We start from the raw sequence: 16,347 nt of genomic DNA, 5'->3' as shown, positions 1-16,347 counted from the left end.
CGGCTCAGTGCCGGCTGCCCGCCGGCTCAGTGCCGGCTCAGTGCCGGCGCGACAGGCCCAGCGTGCGCTCGGCCTCGTCGAAGGCGTCGGCCGACACCTCCGACACCTCCATGCCCTGCGGCAGGGTGCTGGCGCCAAGGTGGCTGGACGGCGCAAAACCCCGCGGCGCCGAGGGCAGGGCGCGGCGCACCGGGCGCTCGGCACGGTCGGCTTCGGCGTCGCTGCCGGCCACCGGCGCGCTGCGCAGCGCGATGGCCTCGATCAGGCGCAGGCGCAGCACCCGCAGGCTGGCGGCATCGAGCGGGGCGTCGTCATCGCTTTGCAGCAGCGTGAGCTGGGTCAGGCCGCGGTGCAGCACCGGCACCGGCAGCTTGTGCAGCGCGCGCGAGCCGTGGCGGCCCAGCGCCCGCTCGATGGCGGCCAGATGCGGCAGCACCTGGCGCATGGCCGGCCGGCTGTCCATGCGCTGGCGCAGCGTGCGGTAGGCCTCGCGCAAGGCCTGGCCACGGCTGGGTGGGGGCTGGGTGGTGAGTTCGCCGCTGGCGCGCGGCGAGCCGTCGTCGGACGGCTCGGCGGCTGCTGGCCGGCTTGGCGTATGCCGCCATTCCTGCAACTGCTGCCACAGGCGACTGCCCATGGTGACTGGCGACTTGCCCGCCTGCCGCGGGAATCTCGACTGTGCCACCTTACTGCCCTCGCTCGCCTGTCTGGGGTGCTTTCAAGTTGATCCGGCTGCTTTGGCAGCCGCGCATCTGCTGGCACTGGACGCCTTGTCGCTCAGTTCAGCCGCAAGAGCGATGGTGCCACAGTCGCGGCCGGCCGGCCAAGGCTTCACATGGCCAACTCGACGATCACCGGTGCATGGTCGCTGGGCCGCTCGTTGCGCCGCGGCTGCTTGTCGATGCTGCACTGCCGCACCTGCGCCCGCAGCGCCTCGCTGACCAGGATGTGGTCGATGCGCAGGCCCTGGTTCTTGCGGAAGGCGAGGTTGCGGTAATCCCACCAGCTCCAGCTCTTGGGCGGCTGCTCGAACAGGCGAAACGCGTCGTGCAGGCCCAGCTCCAGCAGGGCGCGGAAATGCGCGCGTTCTTCGTCGGTGCAATGGATCTGGCCGGCCCAGGCCACCGGGTCGAACACGTCGCGGTCGTCGGGGGCGATGTTGTAGTCGCCCAGCAACAGCAGCCGCGGGTGGGCGGCCAGCTCGCTGCGCAGCCAGGCGGTCAGTGCGTCGAGCCAGCCCATCTTGTAAGCAAACTTCTCGCTGCCGGGCGCCTGGCCGTTGGGGAAATAGGCCCCCACCACTCGCACGCCGGCCACCGTGCCGGCAATCACCCGCGCCTGCTCGTCGGCAAAGCCGGGGATGTTGCGCACCACGTCCAGTGGCGCCTCGCGCGCCAGCAGGGCCACGCCGTTGTAGGTTTTCTGGCCATGCCAGGCGCTGTGCCAGCCCGCCTCGGCCAGGGCCTGGTGCGGAAACTTGTCGTCGGTGAGCTTGGTTTCCTGCAGCACCAGCGCATCGGGCTGCTGCGCGGCCAGCCAGTCCAGCAGCTGGGGCAGGCGCACGGCCAGCGAATTGACGTTCCAGGTGGCGAGTTTCAAAGCAGTCCTAAGTTACTGTTTTTATTGAACTTTATTTATTGAAGTATGGTCGGTACCCCCACGCATACCCCCAGTTTTTTCCGCTGCGAACCCAGGCGATGGCGCTGGGCGGCAATCTGTTGTCACCATCCTACAAGCGGTCGTCGGCACGCGTTCTTGGATGCGCGGGCAGAGCGTCATGCGGCCCCCAGCGCCGCCGCGTTCACCTTGAGCGCAAGCGCCTGGCAACGCTTCAGCAGGACGTCGAAGGGTTCGGCGTCGTCCAAGAGCAGGCCGTCCTCGACCATGCGCTGGTAGTCCTCGGCCAGCGTCTTCCGCGCTTCGCCGCTCGGTGCCAGATCCAGTGCACCGGTGACCGCTGCGCGGTAGTCGATGGGCGCACCGTCTGGCATCGATTCGGCGAAGAAGATGCTCTTGTGCTTTGCGACGGCGAGCGCCAATGCGCGGTCCTTCGCGGCGCTGTCGGCGAAGCCGGCAGCGTCGAGCGATGTGCCGCCCTTGAAGACCAGGTGTTGCGCGTGCGGTCCGGTGAACAGGTGGCGCAGGGCCCAGACGACCCACACGTCCTTCTCGAGCAAGTGCAGGGGACGGCCCGAACGCTCTGCCGCGACGAGCAGCGCTTCGCGCTGATCCTCGCGCGGCAGGGCGAAGTATTCAGGCACGGGTCACCAGGCTGCTGACCTGGCTCGCAAGCCACGTCGGCAGGCGCGCGCGTGCGTTGGCGACGGCCAGCAGTTCCGACGCCGGCAGCCTTTGCCTGAGCTGACCGAGCGCCGCTTGGGATCCCGACGGCCCTACCCAGGCCAGCGAGCGGATGGCTTCGCCCGCGGCCTGCCCTGGATAGAGCAGTTGCCACGGCGGGGCATGCTTCAACTCGACCGTCTGCGCGCCGAGCTTGAGCTTGCGGCTGCGGCCCGAGGTCAGGAAGACCTGGCGCACCGGCACCTGGGTCGTCAGACCCAGCGCATTCGCTGCAGCCGCGCCGTTACCGACGACCGTTTCGCCGCGCTGGCTGGCCCATTCTTGGACCACCTTGGCGACTTCCGGTGCCCGTGCGCCGAACTTGCCCTTCACCGGCAGGACGTAGACGCCCCGCCCGGCGCGCAGCAGTTCGCCGCTGCGCGCCAGGCGCGACAGCGCCTGATCCACCGCAGCCCGGCTGCCCAGGTGCAGCAGGGCCTTGGCGGACAGGCTGGCGCCTTCCGGCATCGAGGCGGCGTGCGCGAGGACTTGCTGGGCGAGGTTGGACACGTTCATTCCTTGGCTGTCAGAAGTATGAAACGAATTCTGACGAAATTCAAGTGGATCGGTTCCTGGAGGCTTCAGGTGCGCTCCTCGATGAGGGGCCTGTGCGCACCCACGATCCAAACTGGTTAAGCGAAATAAAATAAGTATAGAATCCGCCTAAGCGAAATCGATGACGAGGTGACCCAGAGCATGAATCCGCCCACCAAGGACACGATCCCAGGCCTGCTCCTGCGCAGCATCCCGCGCGAGCTTGTGCTCGGCGTCGAAGACGCACTCAATGCAGGTGCTGCGCGAGCGTACGCCGCAGCCAAGGGGATGGATGAAGGCCACCTCCCGCATGTCGTCGGCCAGCTGAGGCACTTCAACATGAACGAAGCCTTCTACCGCGCGCTTGCGGCGGCTGAGGCGACGCCTACGGCCATCCAGGGCAACGGCTTGGTCACCGGCCGCACTGGCGTCTTCACCCTCGCCAGGTTCAACATTCCCGAAGGGTTCTGGATCAACGGACGCCGCAGCCAGACACGCCGCCAGATGGCGTTCGCAAACAAGGCCATCGAGCCACTTGTGCAGCCGGAGTTGTTCGATCAGTACCAGCCGCCGGCTGAAGCCGTGGCGTTCTTCGTGGCTTGCTTCTCGGGGTCTCTGCAGATCCAGCCTGAATCGCCCACCTCGATCCAGATCGCAGTACCCGACCGGTACATGCGCGGCTGGCTGTTCCGCGAGCCGCTGGAGGTCTTCGCCAAGCGCTATGACGTCCAAGAGCCCAGCCAAATCGACTTGGCCGTGCCGAAGCTCAAGAAGAACATCGGCAAGAAGGACGTGGACGGCACCTCGTCATGAGCCGCGGTGGCGTTCAGGGGTTTCAGAGCGATCGCCTAAGCCAGATGCTGGCCGCGCGCCGCCTGACCCAAGCGCAGCTCGCTTCGCTCGTGGGGGTGTCGCCAGCGACGGTGAGCAAGTGGCGCGCTGGAGCCCAAGCTCCAGAGCGAGAAGCGCTCGATCGATTGGCCGGCGTTGTCAATGTGACGCCCGAATGGTTTACCAGGCCTCCTGCGGAGAAGGTTTCATTGCCGCTCTTCCGGAGCAACGCCTCCGCGCATGTGGCTGCGCGAGCCATGCTGGAAGCTCGGATGGAGTGGGCTCAAGACATCGCGTTGGCCTTGACTGAGTTCGTAGACTTCCCGGCGTTGAACCTCCCGAGCCGAAACTTCACCGACCCTGAGCAGATCACAAGCGAAGAGATCGAACTGGCGGCGTCGGAGTGTCGCGATCTCTGGCGGCTCGGTCGATCGGCCATCCAGGATCTAGCGCTGGCTGTTGAAGGCGCTGGAGTCGTACTTATCCGCGAAGAAACGGGGATCGCTCAGATCGAGGGGCTGTCCGCGTGGAGTGCGGCACTCGGTCGGCCGCTGGTGCTCCTCTCCGCGGACAAAGACAACGGGTACCGAAGTCGCTTTGATCTTGCGCATGAAATCGGCCACCTCGTCCTGCACAGGCACGTCGCTCGACCCACAGATCGCGAGCGCCACAAGCAGCTTGAGCAGCAAGCGCATAACTTCGCCGGCGCGTTTCTGCTCCCTGCGGAGACCTTCGCGTCCGAGGTGCGTATGCCGGTCACCTTGGACGATCTGTTGCTGCTCAAACGACGCTGGGGTGTTTCCGTTGGCGCGATCGTGATGCGGTTGCGTGCTCTGAAGATGCTGGACGCTGACGGTGCTCAAGCGCTGTTCAAGCGCCGATCAGCTCGATGGGGTGCCAAGTCCGAGCCGGGCGATGGCGACAGGCCGCCTGAGCGTCCGCGCCTGCTACGTCGCACGATCGACCTACTCGTCGAAGAGAACGTCATGCCGCTGGAAGCGATCCCTCGTCATCTTGGGCTCGCTGCCCATGACATTGAAATGCTTGCTGGGTTGCCGGAGGGCTACTTTCAAGGCCGTGGCAATGTGGTTCAACTCGCGCGCATTCGGCAGCCTTCGGAAGTGCCCGCGAGCTCGTCGCATGTACCCAGTACGGTGGTGCCCTTTCGCAGTCCACGCAAGAACTGATATCTGACGGAGGTTGAATGAGTAAGAACGTCAAACAGACCTCGACCCGCGTAGCGAAGCTCGCGGCCGAAACGCTTCAGGATCCGCGAGCATCACAGGTAGCCCGAAGTCTGGCCGCCTCAGCCCTTGCTCAGCGCGGTACCGGCAGACAGTCGGGGGCCGTCATGGAGGATGTTGCGGCGCGCGTCCTCGCCAGTAGTCGCTACGCTGACGAGACCAAGGAACTGGCGGCTTCAGTGCTCGCCCAGGCAAACAAAGCGCGATAGCTCCGCGCGCGAAGGAAGCCAGGGCCCTGGTACGGGCCTCACTCATGGAAAGGTCGTGTGGGCTTGCCGTGTCGACCCACGCTACCACGCCGTTCTCGCCGTCAAGGTCTGCGCGCTCGCGGGGCGAGCGCTTGCGGCCTGCGGCCGTCTTCGAACCCTGACGGCTGCGCTGCGCCGTGGTGCTCCGGTCTCGGGCAATCCCGCCCGACACACCGGAGTCCGCCATGTCGTCTTCTTCGATCCCTTCTTCTGCTGCCGTTGCGAGCGATGCGCTGCTGGTGCGCGATGTCGACGGCCAGTACCGACCGGCACTTGCCGACGAGGTGCTGAGCCACGCGCGGCGCGTGCTGGCCCACCGCGTGCGGCGTGGTGCCACGATGTCGTCGCCGCAAGCGGTGAAGGACCATCTGCGGTTGGAGATCGGGGTGCTGGAGCACGAGGTGTTCTGCGTGCTGTTCCTCGATGCGCAGCACCGGATCATCGCGCTGAAGCAGATGTTTCGCGGCACGGTGACGCAGACCTCGGTGTACCCGCGCGAGGTGGTGAAGGAAGCGCTGTCGCTGAACGCTGCGGCGGTGATCCTGGCGCACAGCCATCGGCCGATCGGGATCGAGTCGATTGGGGAACAAGTAGACGCTGCCCTCGGGAACGAGCGCCCGCAGCTCCTGCAGCAGCTTCACGCACTGACGGGAGAGCGGCACCCAGTGGGCGCGGCCGGCCTTCATCCGGTCGGCGGGGATTTCCCACTCGGCTGCTTTCAGGTCGATCTCGCTCCACTTGCCGCCGGTGACTTCGGCCTTGCGACAGGCCGTCAACACGACGAGCAGCATCGCGATCCGCGTCTGCTCGTGGATCGTGTCGATGGCATCCAACTTGCGCAGGAACTCACCCAGCAAGTCGGGCGATAGGGCGGGGTGGTTCTCCTGGTTGCGCTTGCGCAGCACGCGAACCGGCGGCACGGGGTTGTCGGCGATCAGCCCGGAGTCGATGGCGTACTCGAAGATGCCCCACAGGTAGTTGCGCAGGTTTCGCGCGACCTCGGGTGCTCTTGCCTCAACCTCTTTCAGCGCAGTGGTCAGTTCGAGGCGCGTGATCTTCGAGATCGGCCGGTCCTTGAAGCGGGGCGTCAGGTCCTTCTCGATCTCCCGGTTGCGCTGCAGGACCGTCGCTGGCCGAAGGTCCGCACCCGTCGCGGCATTCCAGTCGGCACACACCGCGCCGAAGCTGCCCTTGACGCGGTGTAGTTCCGCCTGGGCGCGACTCTCTCGTTCATCGCGCCGAGCTTGGACGGGGTGAACGCCCTTGGCAACTAGCTTGCGCGACTCTGCGTGCGCGTGCCGCGCGTCGGCGAGCGTGACCTCGGGGAACGCCCCGAGCGCCTGCAGACCTTCGACGCCGTCCAGCCTGAACTTGTAGCGCCAGAGCTTCGAGCCGTTGGGCTGGACGAGGACGAACAGGCCACCCGTGTCGGCCAGCTTGTAGGCACGTTCGGCCGGCTTGGCCGACTTGATCTGAAGGGTCGTCAGCACTGGGGGTATCGGTCGATCCGTACCCCCAACCATACCCCCAGCCGATCGGGATCTCAAGAAATCGGCCGGAACGGCTTGAGACAAGGTGTGTCGCTAAGTCGTTGTCACATATAGGGTATTCAGGACAACCTGGGACATCCTGGAATCGCCCAGGACCCCCATGCACAGTTCAGGTGGCGAGTTTCATCGGTCGGCGTGGCGGCAAGGGCGGTGGCGCGGATTATCCGGCGCGCCCGGCGCGGCTGGCGGTGCATGCCGGGCCGGCCACGGGGCGCACCGGTTGGCAGCGCGCGGCGCGCACGGCAGAAGTGGCCGGCCAGTCAGGGCCTGTTCAGCCCATTGGCCTGGGCGTGGCGCCGCAGACTCGGAGGTTCATGGTCCGATCGCCCGGACCGGCCTCGTCGTGTGGCCGGCCGGCGCTCGGCGCAGTGCTGGAGTGTCTTGATGGATGCCGATCTGTTCCTGGGCGACGACGAGCCGCATGCATCGCCGCAGCTGCGGGCGCGGCGGGTCTGGCGCGAGCGCCTGGCCCGCTGGCATCCGCGCCAGTGGCAGGGCACGCTGCAGGCGCGCCTGGCGGCCGGCGGCCTGCTGGCGCTGCTGCTGGGCATGACCCTGTCGGTCGGCTGGACCACCCACCGCGCCGAGCAGGATGTGCTGGCCCAGGCCGCGCGCCGCGAGCAGGGCGAGGCCATGCGCAGCGCCATGGCCATTGGCCGCCGCATCGACGTGATGCGCCAGGCGCTCACGGCGCTGGCCCCGCAGATCGACAACGAGGCGGTGCAGGACCCCAGGCGCCTGGGCCAGCTGCTCGAGCGCCAGGCGGTGCTGCGCGGCATGTTCGCGAACCTGTTCGTGACCACGCCGCGGGGCCACATGCAGGTGTATGTGGATGCGCTGGGCATGCGCACGCCGGGCACCGAGCTGGGCGACCGCAACTACTTCCAGACCATGCTGCGCGAGCGGCGCGGCGTGATCTCCGAGCCGCTGGCCGGCCGCGTGGCGGGCGAGCCGGTGGTGGTGTTTCTGCAGCCGCTGCTCGATGCCCAGGGCCTGCGCGGCAGTGTGGGCGGCGCGCTGCGCCTGACCAGCCGCGACCTGCTGGCCGACCTGGCCCAGTCGCCCGAGGGCCCGCAGGACACCCAGGTGATCGTGACCGATCCGGCCGGCCACATCGTGGCCCATCCGCAGCGTTCGCGGGTGATGGCCAATGTGGCCGACGAGCCGGCGCTGGCCGCGGCTCATGCGCGTTGGGTGGCGGCCGGTCGGCCAGCCCATTGGGCCGACGATGCCCAGGCCCACGACGAGCCGCACATCGTGGCCACCGCCACCGATGCCGGCAGCGGCTGGCATGTGTGGCGCCTGCAGGACCGCAGCGCGCTGCTGGCGCCGCTGCACGAGGCGCGCCTGCGCTCGATGCAGGCCGCGGCCGGCCTGGCCGTGCTGCTGTCGGGGCTGCTGATCGTCTACCTCGGCTGGCAGCTGCAGCCGCTGAACGCGCTGGAGCGCCGCGCCGCGCGGCTGCTGGAAGGCGACGCCGAGGGCGACTGGCCCAAGGCCGACGGCGAGGTGGGGCGCCTGTCGCGCACCCTGCGCCATGTGTGGGCCGAGCGCCGCCAGATGGAAGACTTCAATGCCCAGGTGCTGCGCAAGCTGGGCTCGGTGATGAGCGCCGCGCCGGTGGGCATCGCCTTCACGCGCAACCAGCGCTTCGAGCTGGTCAGCGCCGAGTTCTGCAAGCTGCTGGGCTATGCCGAGCACACGCTGCTGGGTCAGCCCACGGTGAGCATCTTCGCCTCGCCCGACGACTACGCCGCGCTGGGCGAGCAGGTGGGAGCGGCTTTCTCCGAAGGCGATTCGTATGCCGGCGAATGGCAGTTGCGGCACATGGACGGGCGGGTGTTCTGGGGCGGCCTGCGCGCGCGGCCGGTTGACACCTTCGACCGCCAGGCCGGCACCATTTGGAGCGTCAACGATGTCAGCGACCAGGTGCACTCACGCCGCCAGCTCGAGCACGCGGCGATGCACGACGCACTGACCGGCGTGATGAACCGCAAGGGCTTCGAGCAGGCCCTGTCCTTCGAGTTTTCGGGCCAGCCGGCCAGCCGTCCGGCGGCGGTGGTGATGATCGACCTGGACCACTTCAAGCCGATCAACGACACCGCCGGCCATGCCGCCGGCGACGCCATGCTGGTGGCCGTGGCCCAGGCCATCAGCTCGCGGGTGCGCGGCAGCGACACCGTGGCACGCCTGGGTGGCGACGAGTTTGCGCTGCTGCTGCCGCATTGCGACCACGACCGCGCGCTGATGGTGGCCGAGAAGGTGCGCCTGGCCATCACCGAGGCCGGAGTGCCGTGGAACGGCAGCATGCTGCGCGTGGGCGCCAGCCTTGGCGTGGCCGAGCTGGGGCCGCAGCACGAGACGGTGGCGCAATGGCTGGAGCAGGCCGACGCCGCCTGCTACGAGGCCAAGCGCAGTGGCCGCGGCTCGGTGCGCTCGGCGCGTGGCAATCTGCGGGTGGTGTCGAGCAGCTGAATCAGAGGTGGAACCAGGCGGCGACGCCCACGGCCACCCCCAGGGCGCCCACGCCGATCGTGCCCCACTCCAGCCAGCGGCGCTTGGTCAGCAGGGCGATGGCGGCCATGGCGATCGAGATCTGCAGCGCCGTGGTGGCCTGGGCCCAGCGGTGGTGCTGGTGCATCTGCGCGTCGCTTTGCCGGTCCCACGCCAGCGCCTCGGCCTCGAGCTTCTCGGCGCCGGCCTTGATCTCGGCCTTTTCCTTCTTGTAGCGCTCGATTTCGTCCAGGTACCTGGCCCGGCGATCCTCGGGCACCAGGGCCACGGCCAGTTCGGCCAGGTTCTGCTTGCCGCTCTTGGCCTGGTAGTAGTTCCACTGGTTCGAGGCCTCGGTCTTCTTGATGGCCGCGTTGTTCTTGTACAGGCCGGCGTGGGCCTGGGTGGCGCCGCCCATGTACGAGAACAGCGCGCCCACCGTGGCCAGGATGGCGGTGATCACGGCCAGCTGGCCGGCCATGCCCTCGGGGTCGTGCTGGGCGGCGTGCTCCAGCTCATGGTCATGCGGGCCGTGGACGTGAAAACCGTGTCCGGACATGGGGGTGGGCTCCTGTGGGCGCGCGATGGCGCTGATCTCAGCGCTGGCGCTGGTAGGTCACGAAGGCAAAGGCCAGGGGCGCCTGGCCCTGGCTGGCAGCCGTGTGCTGTGGCAGGCGCTGCACCTCGGTGAAGGCCTGGCGCGGCCAGTCGGGAAAGTGCGTGTCGCCGGGCAGGTCGGCATCGATCTCGGTGAGCACCAGTTCGTCGGCCAGCGGCAGGGCCTCGGCAAACAGCTGGCCGCCGCCGATCACAAACACGCGGCGTGCGTCGGGCTGTTGCCGGCGGGCCAGCGCCAGCGCCTCGGTCAGGTCGCGCGCCACCTGGGCCCCCGCGGCCAGCCACCCGGCCTGGCGCGTGAGCACCACGTTCAGGCGCCCCGGCAGCGGCCGAAAGCGCTCGGGCAGGCTGTCCCAGGTCTTGCGGCCCATGATCACCGGGCAGCCCATCGTGACCTGGCGGAACCAGCGCTTGTCGGCCGGCTCGTCCCACACCAGCTCATTGCCGCGGCCGATGCTGCCTTGGCGATCGACCGAGGCGATCAGGGCCAGCGGAACCTCAAGCGCGCTCATACCGCCACCGGCGCCTTGATCGCCGGGTGGTGCTGGTACTCGGTGACCTCGAAGTCCTCGTACGCGTAGTCGAAGATCGAGGCCGGCCGGCGCCTGAGCGTCAGCAGCGGATACGGATAGGGCGTGCGCTCGAGCTGGGTGCGCACCTGCTCGACATGGTTGTCGTAGATGTGGCAGTCGCCGCCGGTCCAGATGAAGTCGCCCACGTCCAGCTCGCATTGCTGGGCCAGCATGTGGGTCAGCAGCGCGTAGCTGGCGATGTTGAAGGGCACGCCGAGAAAGATGTCGGCGCTGCGCTGGTACAGCTGGCAGCTCAGGCGGCCGCGCCCGCCCGGCGTGGTGGCCGGCGCCACGTAGAACTGGAAGAACGCGTGGCAGGGCATCAGGGCCATCTGGTCGAGCTCGGCCACGTTCCAGGCGCTGACGATGATGCGGCGGCTGTCGGGGTTGCTCTTGAGCTGCTGCACCACCTGGCTGATCTGGTCGATGTGGCCGACCGAACCATCGGGCAGCGGCGTGGGCCAGCTGCGCCACTGCACGCCGTACACCGGGCCCAGGCTGCCGTCCTCGCGTGCCCATTCGTCCCAGATGGTGCAGCCGCGCTCCTGCAGCCACTTGACGTTGCTGTCGCCGCGCAGAAACCACAGCAGCTCGACGATCACCGCCTTCAGGAACACCTTCTTGGTGGTCACCAGCGGAAAGCCTTCGTTCAGGTCGAAGCGCATCTGGTGGCCGAACACGCTGCGTGTGCCGGTGCCGGTGCGGTCGCCCTTGGCCACGCCCTGCTCGAACACATGGCGCATGAAATTTTCGTACTGGGAGCGGACGGGGCGGGTCATGGGCAGGGCGATCGGGAGAAGCGCCGGATTATCCCGAAGCCGGCGCCACCGGCCGGCGCCGCGCCCGATCAGCCGGCTTCCAGCCCGAACTGCATGGCCGCCAAGCGGGCGTAGAGCCCGCCGCGCGCCACCAGTTCGTCATGGCGGCCCTGCTCGACGATGCGCCCGCCGTCCATCACCACGATGCGGTCGGCCTTCTGCACCGTGGCCAGGCGGTGGGCGATGACCAGGGTGGTGCGGTCGGCCATGGCGGTCTCGAGCGCGGCCTGCACCATGCGCTCGCTTTCGGCGTCGAGTGCGCTGGTGGCCTCGTCGAGCAGCAGCAGCGGCGGGTTCTTGAGCATGGCGCGGGCAATGCTGATGCGCTGGCGCTGGCCGCCGGAAAGGCGCACGCCGCGCTCGCCCAGAAAGGTGGCGTAGCCCTCGGGCAGGGCGCTGATGAAGTCGTGCGCAAACGCCGCCTTGGCCGCGGCGATGACCTCGGCCTCGCTGGCCTCGGGGCGGCCGTAGCGGATGTTCTCGAGCGCACTGGTCGAGAAGATGGTCGAGTCTTGCGGCACGATGCCGATGCGCCCGCGCAGGTCGGCCAGCGCGGCCTGGCGCACGTCCACGCCGTCCACCGTCACACGGCCGGCCTGCACATCGTAAAAGCGCAGCAGCAGCTGCAGCATGGTGCTCTTGCCGGCGCCGCTGGGGCCCACCAGGGCCACGGTCTCGCCGGGGCGGATGTCGAGTGCCACCTCGCTGAGCGCCGGCGTGCCGGGCCGCGAGGGGTAGTGGAAGCCCACGCCCTCGAAGCGCACCGCCGAGCCGCCTTGCACCGCAGGCAGCGCCACCGGCCGCGCGGCCTGCGCCACCGGCGAGCGCGCCGAAAGCAGCTCCATCAGCCGCTCGGTGGCGCCGGCGGCGCGCAGCAGGTCGCCGTACACCTCGCTGAGCACGGCCACGCTGCTGACCAGGATGATCACGAACACCACCGTCTGCCCCAGGTGCCCGGCGCTGATGCGACCGGCCACCACCGCCTGCGTGCCCTGGTACAGGCCCCACAGCAGCGCGGCAAAGGTGGCGGTGATGATGAAGGCGACCAGCGCCGCGCGCACCAGGGTGCGCCGGCGCGCGGTGTCGAAGGCGCGCTCGGTGGCCTCGCCAAAGCGCTGCGCCTCGCGTGCTTCCTGCCGATGGCTTTGCACCACCGGAATGGCGCTCAGCACCTCGGCGGCAATGGCGCTCGAATCGGCCACGCGGTCCTGGCTGGCGCGGCTGAGCTTGCGCACCCGGCGGCCGAAGGCCAGGCTGGGCAGCACCACCAGCACCAGCATGCCCAGCACCGGCAGCATCACGGTCGGGTTGGTGAAGATCAGCATGCCCATCGCGCCCAGGCCCATCACCGTGTTGCGCAGGCCCATGCTGAGGCTGGAGCCGACCACCGTCTGCACCAGGGTGGTGTCGGTGGTCAGGCGGCTGAGCACCTCGCCCGAGGCGGTGGTCTCGAAGAACTCGGGGCTTTGGGTCACCACATGGGCGTAAACGGCCGAGCGCAGATCGGCTGTGACGCGTTCGCCCAGCCAGGTCACGGCGTAAAAGCGCAGCGCCGAGAACGCGCCCAGCGCCGCACCTACGGCAAACAGCGCCACGAAGTGCTCGCGCAACGCCATCACGCGGGCGCCGGGATCGGCGGCCACGATGCCCTGGTCGATCAGCGACTTCAGCGCGATCGGAAAGGCCAGCGTGCTGGCCGCCGCGCCCACCAGAAACAGCAGCGCCAGCGCGATGCGCCCGCGGTAGGGGCGCAAAAAGGGCAGCAGGCCCGACAGCGAGCGCACAGGTGGCTTGGCCGCGGCATCCGGGGCGGCGGGGCGGGGGGCGGCAGCGCTGCTGCTGGCGCCCGGCACGGCGGGCGCAGCGGCCTGCACGGTGGCGGAAACGGGGGGCGACGACATGCGCGGCAGTGTAGGGGCCCGGCCCTGCCCCACGCCGCTGCTGGGTGGGGGGCGGCGGCGGCCGCGCGCCGCGCGTGCGGGGGGCGCGTCCTCGGCGACTACGCGCGCGGCGCGTCCTCAGCGTTCACGCGCGCTGCGCGTCTTCAGCATTCACGCGCGCTGCGCGTCCTCAGCATTCACGCGCGCTGCGCGTGGGCCGCCTGCAGCGCGATGCGCTGGCGCTCAAGCGTCAGGCGCATCTGCGCCACCTGTTGCGACAGCAGCGCGATCAGCGGCACGGCCAGCAGCGCGAACATCAGCGCCGAGGCCTGCAGCGCCACCGGAAAGCGCGCCGGCCAGGCCAGGTGGCAGGCCAGCATGGTGAGCAGCAGGCCGGCCAGGCAGCCGGCCACCAGGCGCCACACCTGGCGCGGCGTCATCGTGAACGCGGCGTAGGCGATGTGGCTCACCATCACCAGCAGCGTGGCGCTGCCGGCCGGTCCGGCGGCGGCATAGCCCACGCACAGGCAGCCCAGGCCCACGGTGAGCTGGGTGCGGGCCAGGCCCGGATCGCTGCCGTGTGCCACCGCGGCGCTGCGCACCGCCACGTAGAACACCGCATTCAGCGCCAGCGAGCCGGCCAGCAGCGCCCAGGCCAGCGGCCAGGGCATCAGGCCCAGCGCGGCTTGCGCCAGGGTGATCGCGCCATACAGCAGGTACAGGCCGCTGGCCAGCAGCACGCCGCGCACCTGGCGGCGGATCAGCGGCTGGCGGCCCAGCAGCAGGGACCAGGGCTGTGGTGTGGCGCGCGGGGCAGGCGCCGGAGGGTGGGCTGGCATGGTCGGGTTTGGCAAGGAGGCAACAGGGCAGGGGGTACGGCAACCCGGCCACCGCACAACAGCGGTGGCCTGCCTGTTTATCGGCCGCCAGCCGCGGCGGATTCAGGCCCGGTCAGCCGCTACAGATTGCCGGCGAACAGCTTGCGGATGAACATGTCCTTGAAGCTGTGCGCGTCGGCCAGGCCCAGGCGCTCGAGGTAGGCCTGCGGCGCCTCCTTGCCCTCGATCAGGCTCTTCACGGCCAGCTGCACCAGTTCCACCGGGTGCTGGGCGGCATGGGCCAGCTTCTTCAGCGCGCCCACCATGCGCAGCTCGTCGGGCGTGAGATCGGTGCCGAACGGAAACGGCGGCAGCAGCCTGGCGTCGGCCCAGGGCTGCAGCCGGGCTTCCAGCGCCTCGGGCAGGTTCTCGCGGTAGCGCGCCGGCAGCTCGTAGCCGGCATCGAGCTTGCCGTGGGCCTTGGCCTCGCTGATCAGGCCGGGCTGGAAGCGCGAATCGGCGATGGCGATCAGGCGCTTGACCACCTCGCTGTCGGCCTGGCCGCGCAGATCGGCCACGCCGTACTCGGTGATGACGATGTCGCGCAGGTGGCGCGGGATGGTGGTGTGGCCGTAGTTCCAGAGAATGCTGCTCTTGACGCCATCCTTGTGGCTGTGCGTGGCGCGCAGCATCAGGATCGAGCGTGCATCGGGCAGCGCATGGGCCATGGCCACGAAGTTGTACTGCCCGCCCACGCCCGAGACCACCTGGCCGCTTTCCAGCCCGTCGGACGCGGCCGCGCCCAGCAGCGTGACCATCATCGTGGTGTTCATGAAACGCGCCTGGCTGCGCTGGGCGCGCTTCAACTCGCTGTCGCCCGGCGTGCGGCCGTAGAGCTGGTTGATGAAGTCGATGCGCGTCATGTCCACCTTGGCCAGCTCGTGCGGCGGCATGCTGCGCAGGCGCTCGTAGAAGTCGTTGGGCCCCAGAAAGAAGCCGCCGGTCATCACGATGCCGCCCGCCAGGCGCGTGCCCAGCAGGATCTTGCACACCGCGTCGAACTGCGCCTGGCCGCGCAGGTCATTGGGCAGCGGCAGGCCGTCGAGCATCAGGTAGTCGCCGTCGAGCGTGACGCCGGGCTTGAAGATGCCGAAGCGGGCCAGAAAGTCGACATCCGCCTGGCGCAGCGGGCTGTGGATGCGGCCGGCCTCCAGCAGCGCGCGCAGGGTCTGCGGCGTGACGGTTTCATCCGCGATGGCGCCGCTGTTGAGCAGCTGCTGCAGCGTGGTGTCGGCAAACACCTCGCGGCGGATGATGCCGGCCTCGATCAGCTTCAGAAAGCCGTTGACGAACATCTCCGAGCAGCCGTAAAGGCCCCGGTCGAACCGCCCCAGCTCGCGCCGGATCGCCGGCCCCGCTGGCGCCGACGCAACGCCCCCCGACGGCGACTCGGCGCTGCGGGGCGGTTGGTTGTCGCCGAGGCCATCAGGCGTCAGGCTCTCCAGGATGCGGCGGTACTCGGCGCCATGGCGGTCGCGCACGATCAGCGCCTGGGCGATGGCGTCGCCCAGCGAGCCGATGCCGATCTGCAGCGTGCCGCCATCGGCCACCAGGCTGCTGGCATGCAGGCCGATGGCGTAGTCGGCACTGCTCACGCGGCCGTTGGGCGGGCCGAACAGCTGGTGGGTGCCGGCGGCATCGGTGCACACGATGTCGAAGAAGTCGGGCGTCACCTGGGCGCCGTTGGGCATGAAGGGCATCTGGCGGTTGACCACGCCCACCTTCAGCAGCGGCAGGCCGGCGGCGGCGTACTTCTCGACCACCTCGAACACGATGTCGGGATTGCTGGCCACCGACAGGCGCCACTGGCCGGCCTCATGCTGCTCGCCCACCGCCTGGGCGATCACGTTCATGCCCTGCACCAGCATGTCGCGCGCCACGAAGGTGTAGTTGGTGGAAATGAAGTTCTGCTGCGCCGGGCTGTTGCCCAGGTAATCGCCGGTCTTCATGAAGAACTCGCGCACCTCGATGTGGGGCGGCAGGCCGGGGCCGCGCAGGTCCTTCACATACTCGAGGTCGGGATAGTCGGTGAACACGCGCTCGACCAGGGGCTCGAGAAAGTGCCGCTCCAGCTCGCTCTTGCCCACCGGCCGCTCCAGCGACAGCGCGGTGATGATGGTCAGCCGCCGGCTGGGGTTGGCCTTGATGCGCCGGTACAGCGCGTTCACCCACGGATTGGGCTTGCCGATGGCCAGCGGAATGCCCAGCACGATGTCACCCGGCACGGCGTCCAGCACGGCGTCCACCGTGGCGTCGATGGAATCGATCACGCGAGGCCTGTTCATGGCTTGTCTCCTGTGGTTTTGTGACAGCAGTGTGGCGCCCGCCGATGCGCTGCGGA

At 68.9% G+C, this 16,347-nt stretch carries 13 protein-coding genes and 2 pseudogenes; 4 read left to right on the top strand and 11 right to left on the bottom strand.

What is annotated here, in order from left to right; all coding sequences use genetic code 11:
* Positions 1 to 37 precede the first annotated feature (37 nt).
* The 4 genes from N4G63_RS07980 to N4G63_RS07965 all read right to left on the bottom strand — a co-directional run bounded on the left by N4G63_RS07980 (position 38) and on the right by N4G63_RS07965 (position 2,850).
* On the bottom strand, positions 38 to 637 hold the full coding sequence (locus tag N4G63_RS07980) for a hypothetical protein (RefSeq protein WP_260787806.1): 600 nt from the start codon (positions 635 to 637) through the stop codon (positions 38 to 40).
* 194 nt (positions 638 to 831) lie between these two features.
* Positions 832 to 1,599, bottom strand: coding sequence for an exodeoxyribonuclease III (gene xth, locus N4G63_RS07975; protein ID WP_260787805.1), 768 nt, complete (start codon positions 1,597 to 1,599; stop codon positions 832 to 834).
* A 176-nt stretch (positions 1,600 to 1,775) separates the two neighbouring features.
* Complete coding sequence (locus N4G63_RS07970; RefSeq protein WP_314599556.1) at positions 1,776 to 2,261, bottom strand: hypothetical protein; 486 nt, start codon at positions 2,259 to 2,261, stop codon at positions 1,776 to 1,778.
* On the bottom strand, positions 2,254 to 2,850 hold the full coding sequence (locus N4G63_RS07965; RefSeq protein ID WP_314599555.1) for a DUF6088 family protein: 597 nt from the start codon (positions 2,848 to 2,850) through the stop codon (positions 2,254 to 2,256). The genes N4G63_RS07970 and N4G63_RS07965 overlap by 8 nt, the downstream gene beginning before the upstream one ends.
* 186 nt (positions 2,851 to 3,036) lie before the next feature.
* Between N4G63_RS07965 and N4G63_RS07960 the strand changes: the two genes are divergently transcribed.
* The 3 genes and pseudogenes from N4G63_RS07960 to N4G63_RS07950 all read left to right on the top strand — a co-directional run.
* Positions 3,037 to 3,687 (top strand): alpha/beta hydrolase, encoded by a 651-nt coding sequence (locus N4G63_RS07960; protein WP_260787803.1) that lies wholly within the window; start codon positions 3,037 to 3,039, stop codon positions 3,685 to 3,687.
* Positions 3,684 to 4,892 (top strand): XRE family transcriptional regulator, encoded by a 1,209-nt coding sequence (locus tag N4G63_RS07955; RefSeq protein WP_260787802.1) that lies wholly within the window; start codon positions 3,684 to 3,686, stop codon positions 4,890 to 4,892. Before N4G63_RS07960 ends, N4G63_RS07955 begins: the two co-directional genes overlap by 4 nt.
* Before the next feature lie 490 nt (positions 4,893 to 5,382).
* Positions 5,383 to 5,694: pseudogene (locus N4G63_RS07950) on the top strand (JAB domain-containing protein); the annotation flags it as partial.
* On the opposite strand, the pseudogene N4G63_RS07945 reads toward N4G63_RS07950, so the two are convergent.
* Positions 5,686 to 6,720, bottom strand: a pseudogene (locus N4G63_RS07945) (tyrosine-type recombinase/integrase); the annotation flags it as partial. The pseudogenes N4G63_RS07950 and N4G63_RS07945 overlap by 9 nt on opposite strands.
* 411 nt (positions 6,721 to 7,131) lie before the next feature.
* Between N4G63_RS07945 and N4G63_RS07940 the strand changes: the two are divergent.
* Positions 7,132 to 9,222, top strand: a complete 2,091-nt coding sequence (locus N4G63_RS07940; protein WP_260787801.1) for a sensor domain-containing diguanylate cyclase — start codon at positions 7,132 to 7,134, stop codon at positions 9,220 to 9,222.
* 1 nt (position 9,223) lies between these two features.
* On the opposite strand, the gene N4G63_RS07935 is transcribed toward N4G63_RS07940, so the two are convergent.
* From N4G63_RS07935 to N4G63_RS07910, 6 genes are all read right to left on the bottom strand, one after another.
* Positions 9,224 to 9,799: a DUF4337 domain-containing protein gene (locus N4G63_RS07935; RefSeq protein ID WP_260787800.1), complete on the bottom strand. Its 576-nt coding sequence runs from the start codon at positions 9,797 to 9,799 to the stop codon at positions 9,224 to 9,226.
* Between the two features lie 37 nt (positions 9,800 to 9,836).
* Positions 9,837 to 10,370 carry a dihydrofolate reductase gene (locus tag N4G63_RS07930; protein WP_260787799.1) on the bottom strand — a complete coding sequence of 178 codons (534 nt, stop codon included), beginning with the start codon at positions 10,368 to 10,370 and terminating at the stop codon, positions 9,837 to 9,839.
* Positions 10,367 to 11,209: a thymidylate synthase gene (locus N4G63_RS07925; RefSeq protein ID WP_260787798.1), complete on the bottom strand. Its 843-nt coding sequence runs from the start codon at positions 11,207 to 11,209 to the stop codon at positions 10,367 to 10,369. The genes N4G63_RS07930 and N4G63_RS07925 overlap by 4 nt, the downstream gene beginning before the upstream one ends.
* Before the next feature lie 68 nt (positions 11,210 to 11,277).
* On the bottom strand, positions 11,278 to 13,149 hold the full coding sequence (locus N4G63_RS07920) for an ABC transporter transmembrane domain-containing protein (protein ID WP_314599554.1): 1,872 nt from the start codon (positions 13,147 to 13,149) through the stop codon (positions 11,278 to 11,280).
* Between the two features lie 176 nt (positions 13,150 to 13,325).
* Positions 13,326 to 13,967, bottom strand: a complete 642-nt coding sequence (locus tag N4G63_RS07915; protein WP_314599553.1) for a hypothetical protein — start codon at positions 13,965 to 13,967, stop codon at positions 13,326 to 13,328.
* A 119-nt stretch (positions 13,968 to 14,086) separates the two neighbouring features.
* Positions 14,087 to 16,291, bottom strand: coding sequence for an acetyl-CoA hydrolase/transferase C-terminal domain-containing protein (locus N4G63_RS07910; protein WP_314599552.1), 2,205 nt, complete (start codon positions 16,289 to 16,291; stop codon positions 14,087 to 14,089).
* Positions 16,292 to 16,347: the final 56 nt, after the last annotated feature.

The sequence above is a fragment of the Aquabacterium sp. OR-4 genome (assembly GCF_025290835.2).
Lineage (GTDB): Bacteria > Pseudomonadota > Gammaproteobacteria > Burkholderiales > Burkholderiaceae_C > Pseudaquabacterium.
Note: the sequence above shows the minus strand (reverse complement) of the source record. Positions and strands in the feature narration are given on the sequence as shown.

Coding starts and splice junctions, on each gene's coding strand:
- N4G63_RS07980 (WP_260787806.1), bottom strand. CDS start 637: ATGGGCAGTCGCCTGTGGCAGCAGTTGCAGGAATGGCGGCATACGCCA.
- N4G63_RS07960 (WP_260787803.1), top strand. CDS start 3,037: ATGAATCCGCCCACCAAGGACACGATCCCAGGCCTGCTCCTGCGCAGC.
- N4G63_RS07955 (WP_260787802.1), top strand. CDS start 3,684: ATGAGCCGCGGTGGCGTTCAGGGGTTTCAGAGCGATCGCCTAAGCCAG.
- N4G63_RS07940 (WP_260787801.1), top strand. CDS start 7,132: ATGGATGCCGATCTGTTCCTGGGCGACGACGAGCCGCATGCATCGCCG.
- N4G63_RS07935 (WP_260787800.1), bottom strand. CDS start 9,799: ATGTCCGGACACGGTTTTCACGTCCACGGCCCGCATGACCATGAGCTG.
- N4G63_RS07930 (WP_260787799.1), bottom strand. CDS start 10,370: ATGAGCGCGCTTGAGGTTCCGCTGGCCCTGATCGCCTCGGTCGATCGC.
- N4G63_RS07925 (WP_260787798.1), bottom strand. CDS start 11,209: ATGACCCGCCCCGTCCGCTCCCAGTACGAAAATTTCATGCGCCATGTG.
- N4G63_RS07920 (WP_314599554.1), bottom strand. CDS start 13,149: ATGTCGTCGCCCCCCGTTTCCGCCACCGTGCAGGCCGCTGCGCCCGCC.
- N4G63_RS07915 (WP_314599553.1), bottom strand. CDS start 13,967: ATGCCAGCCCACCCTCCGGCGCCTGCCCCGCGCGCCACACCACAGCCC.
- N4G63_RS07910 (WP_314599552.1), bottom strand. CDS start 16,291: ATGAACAGGCCTCGCGTGATCGATTCCATCGACGCCACGGTGGACGCC.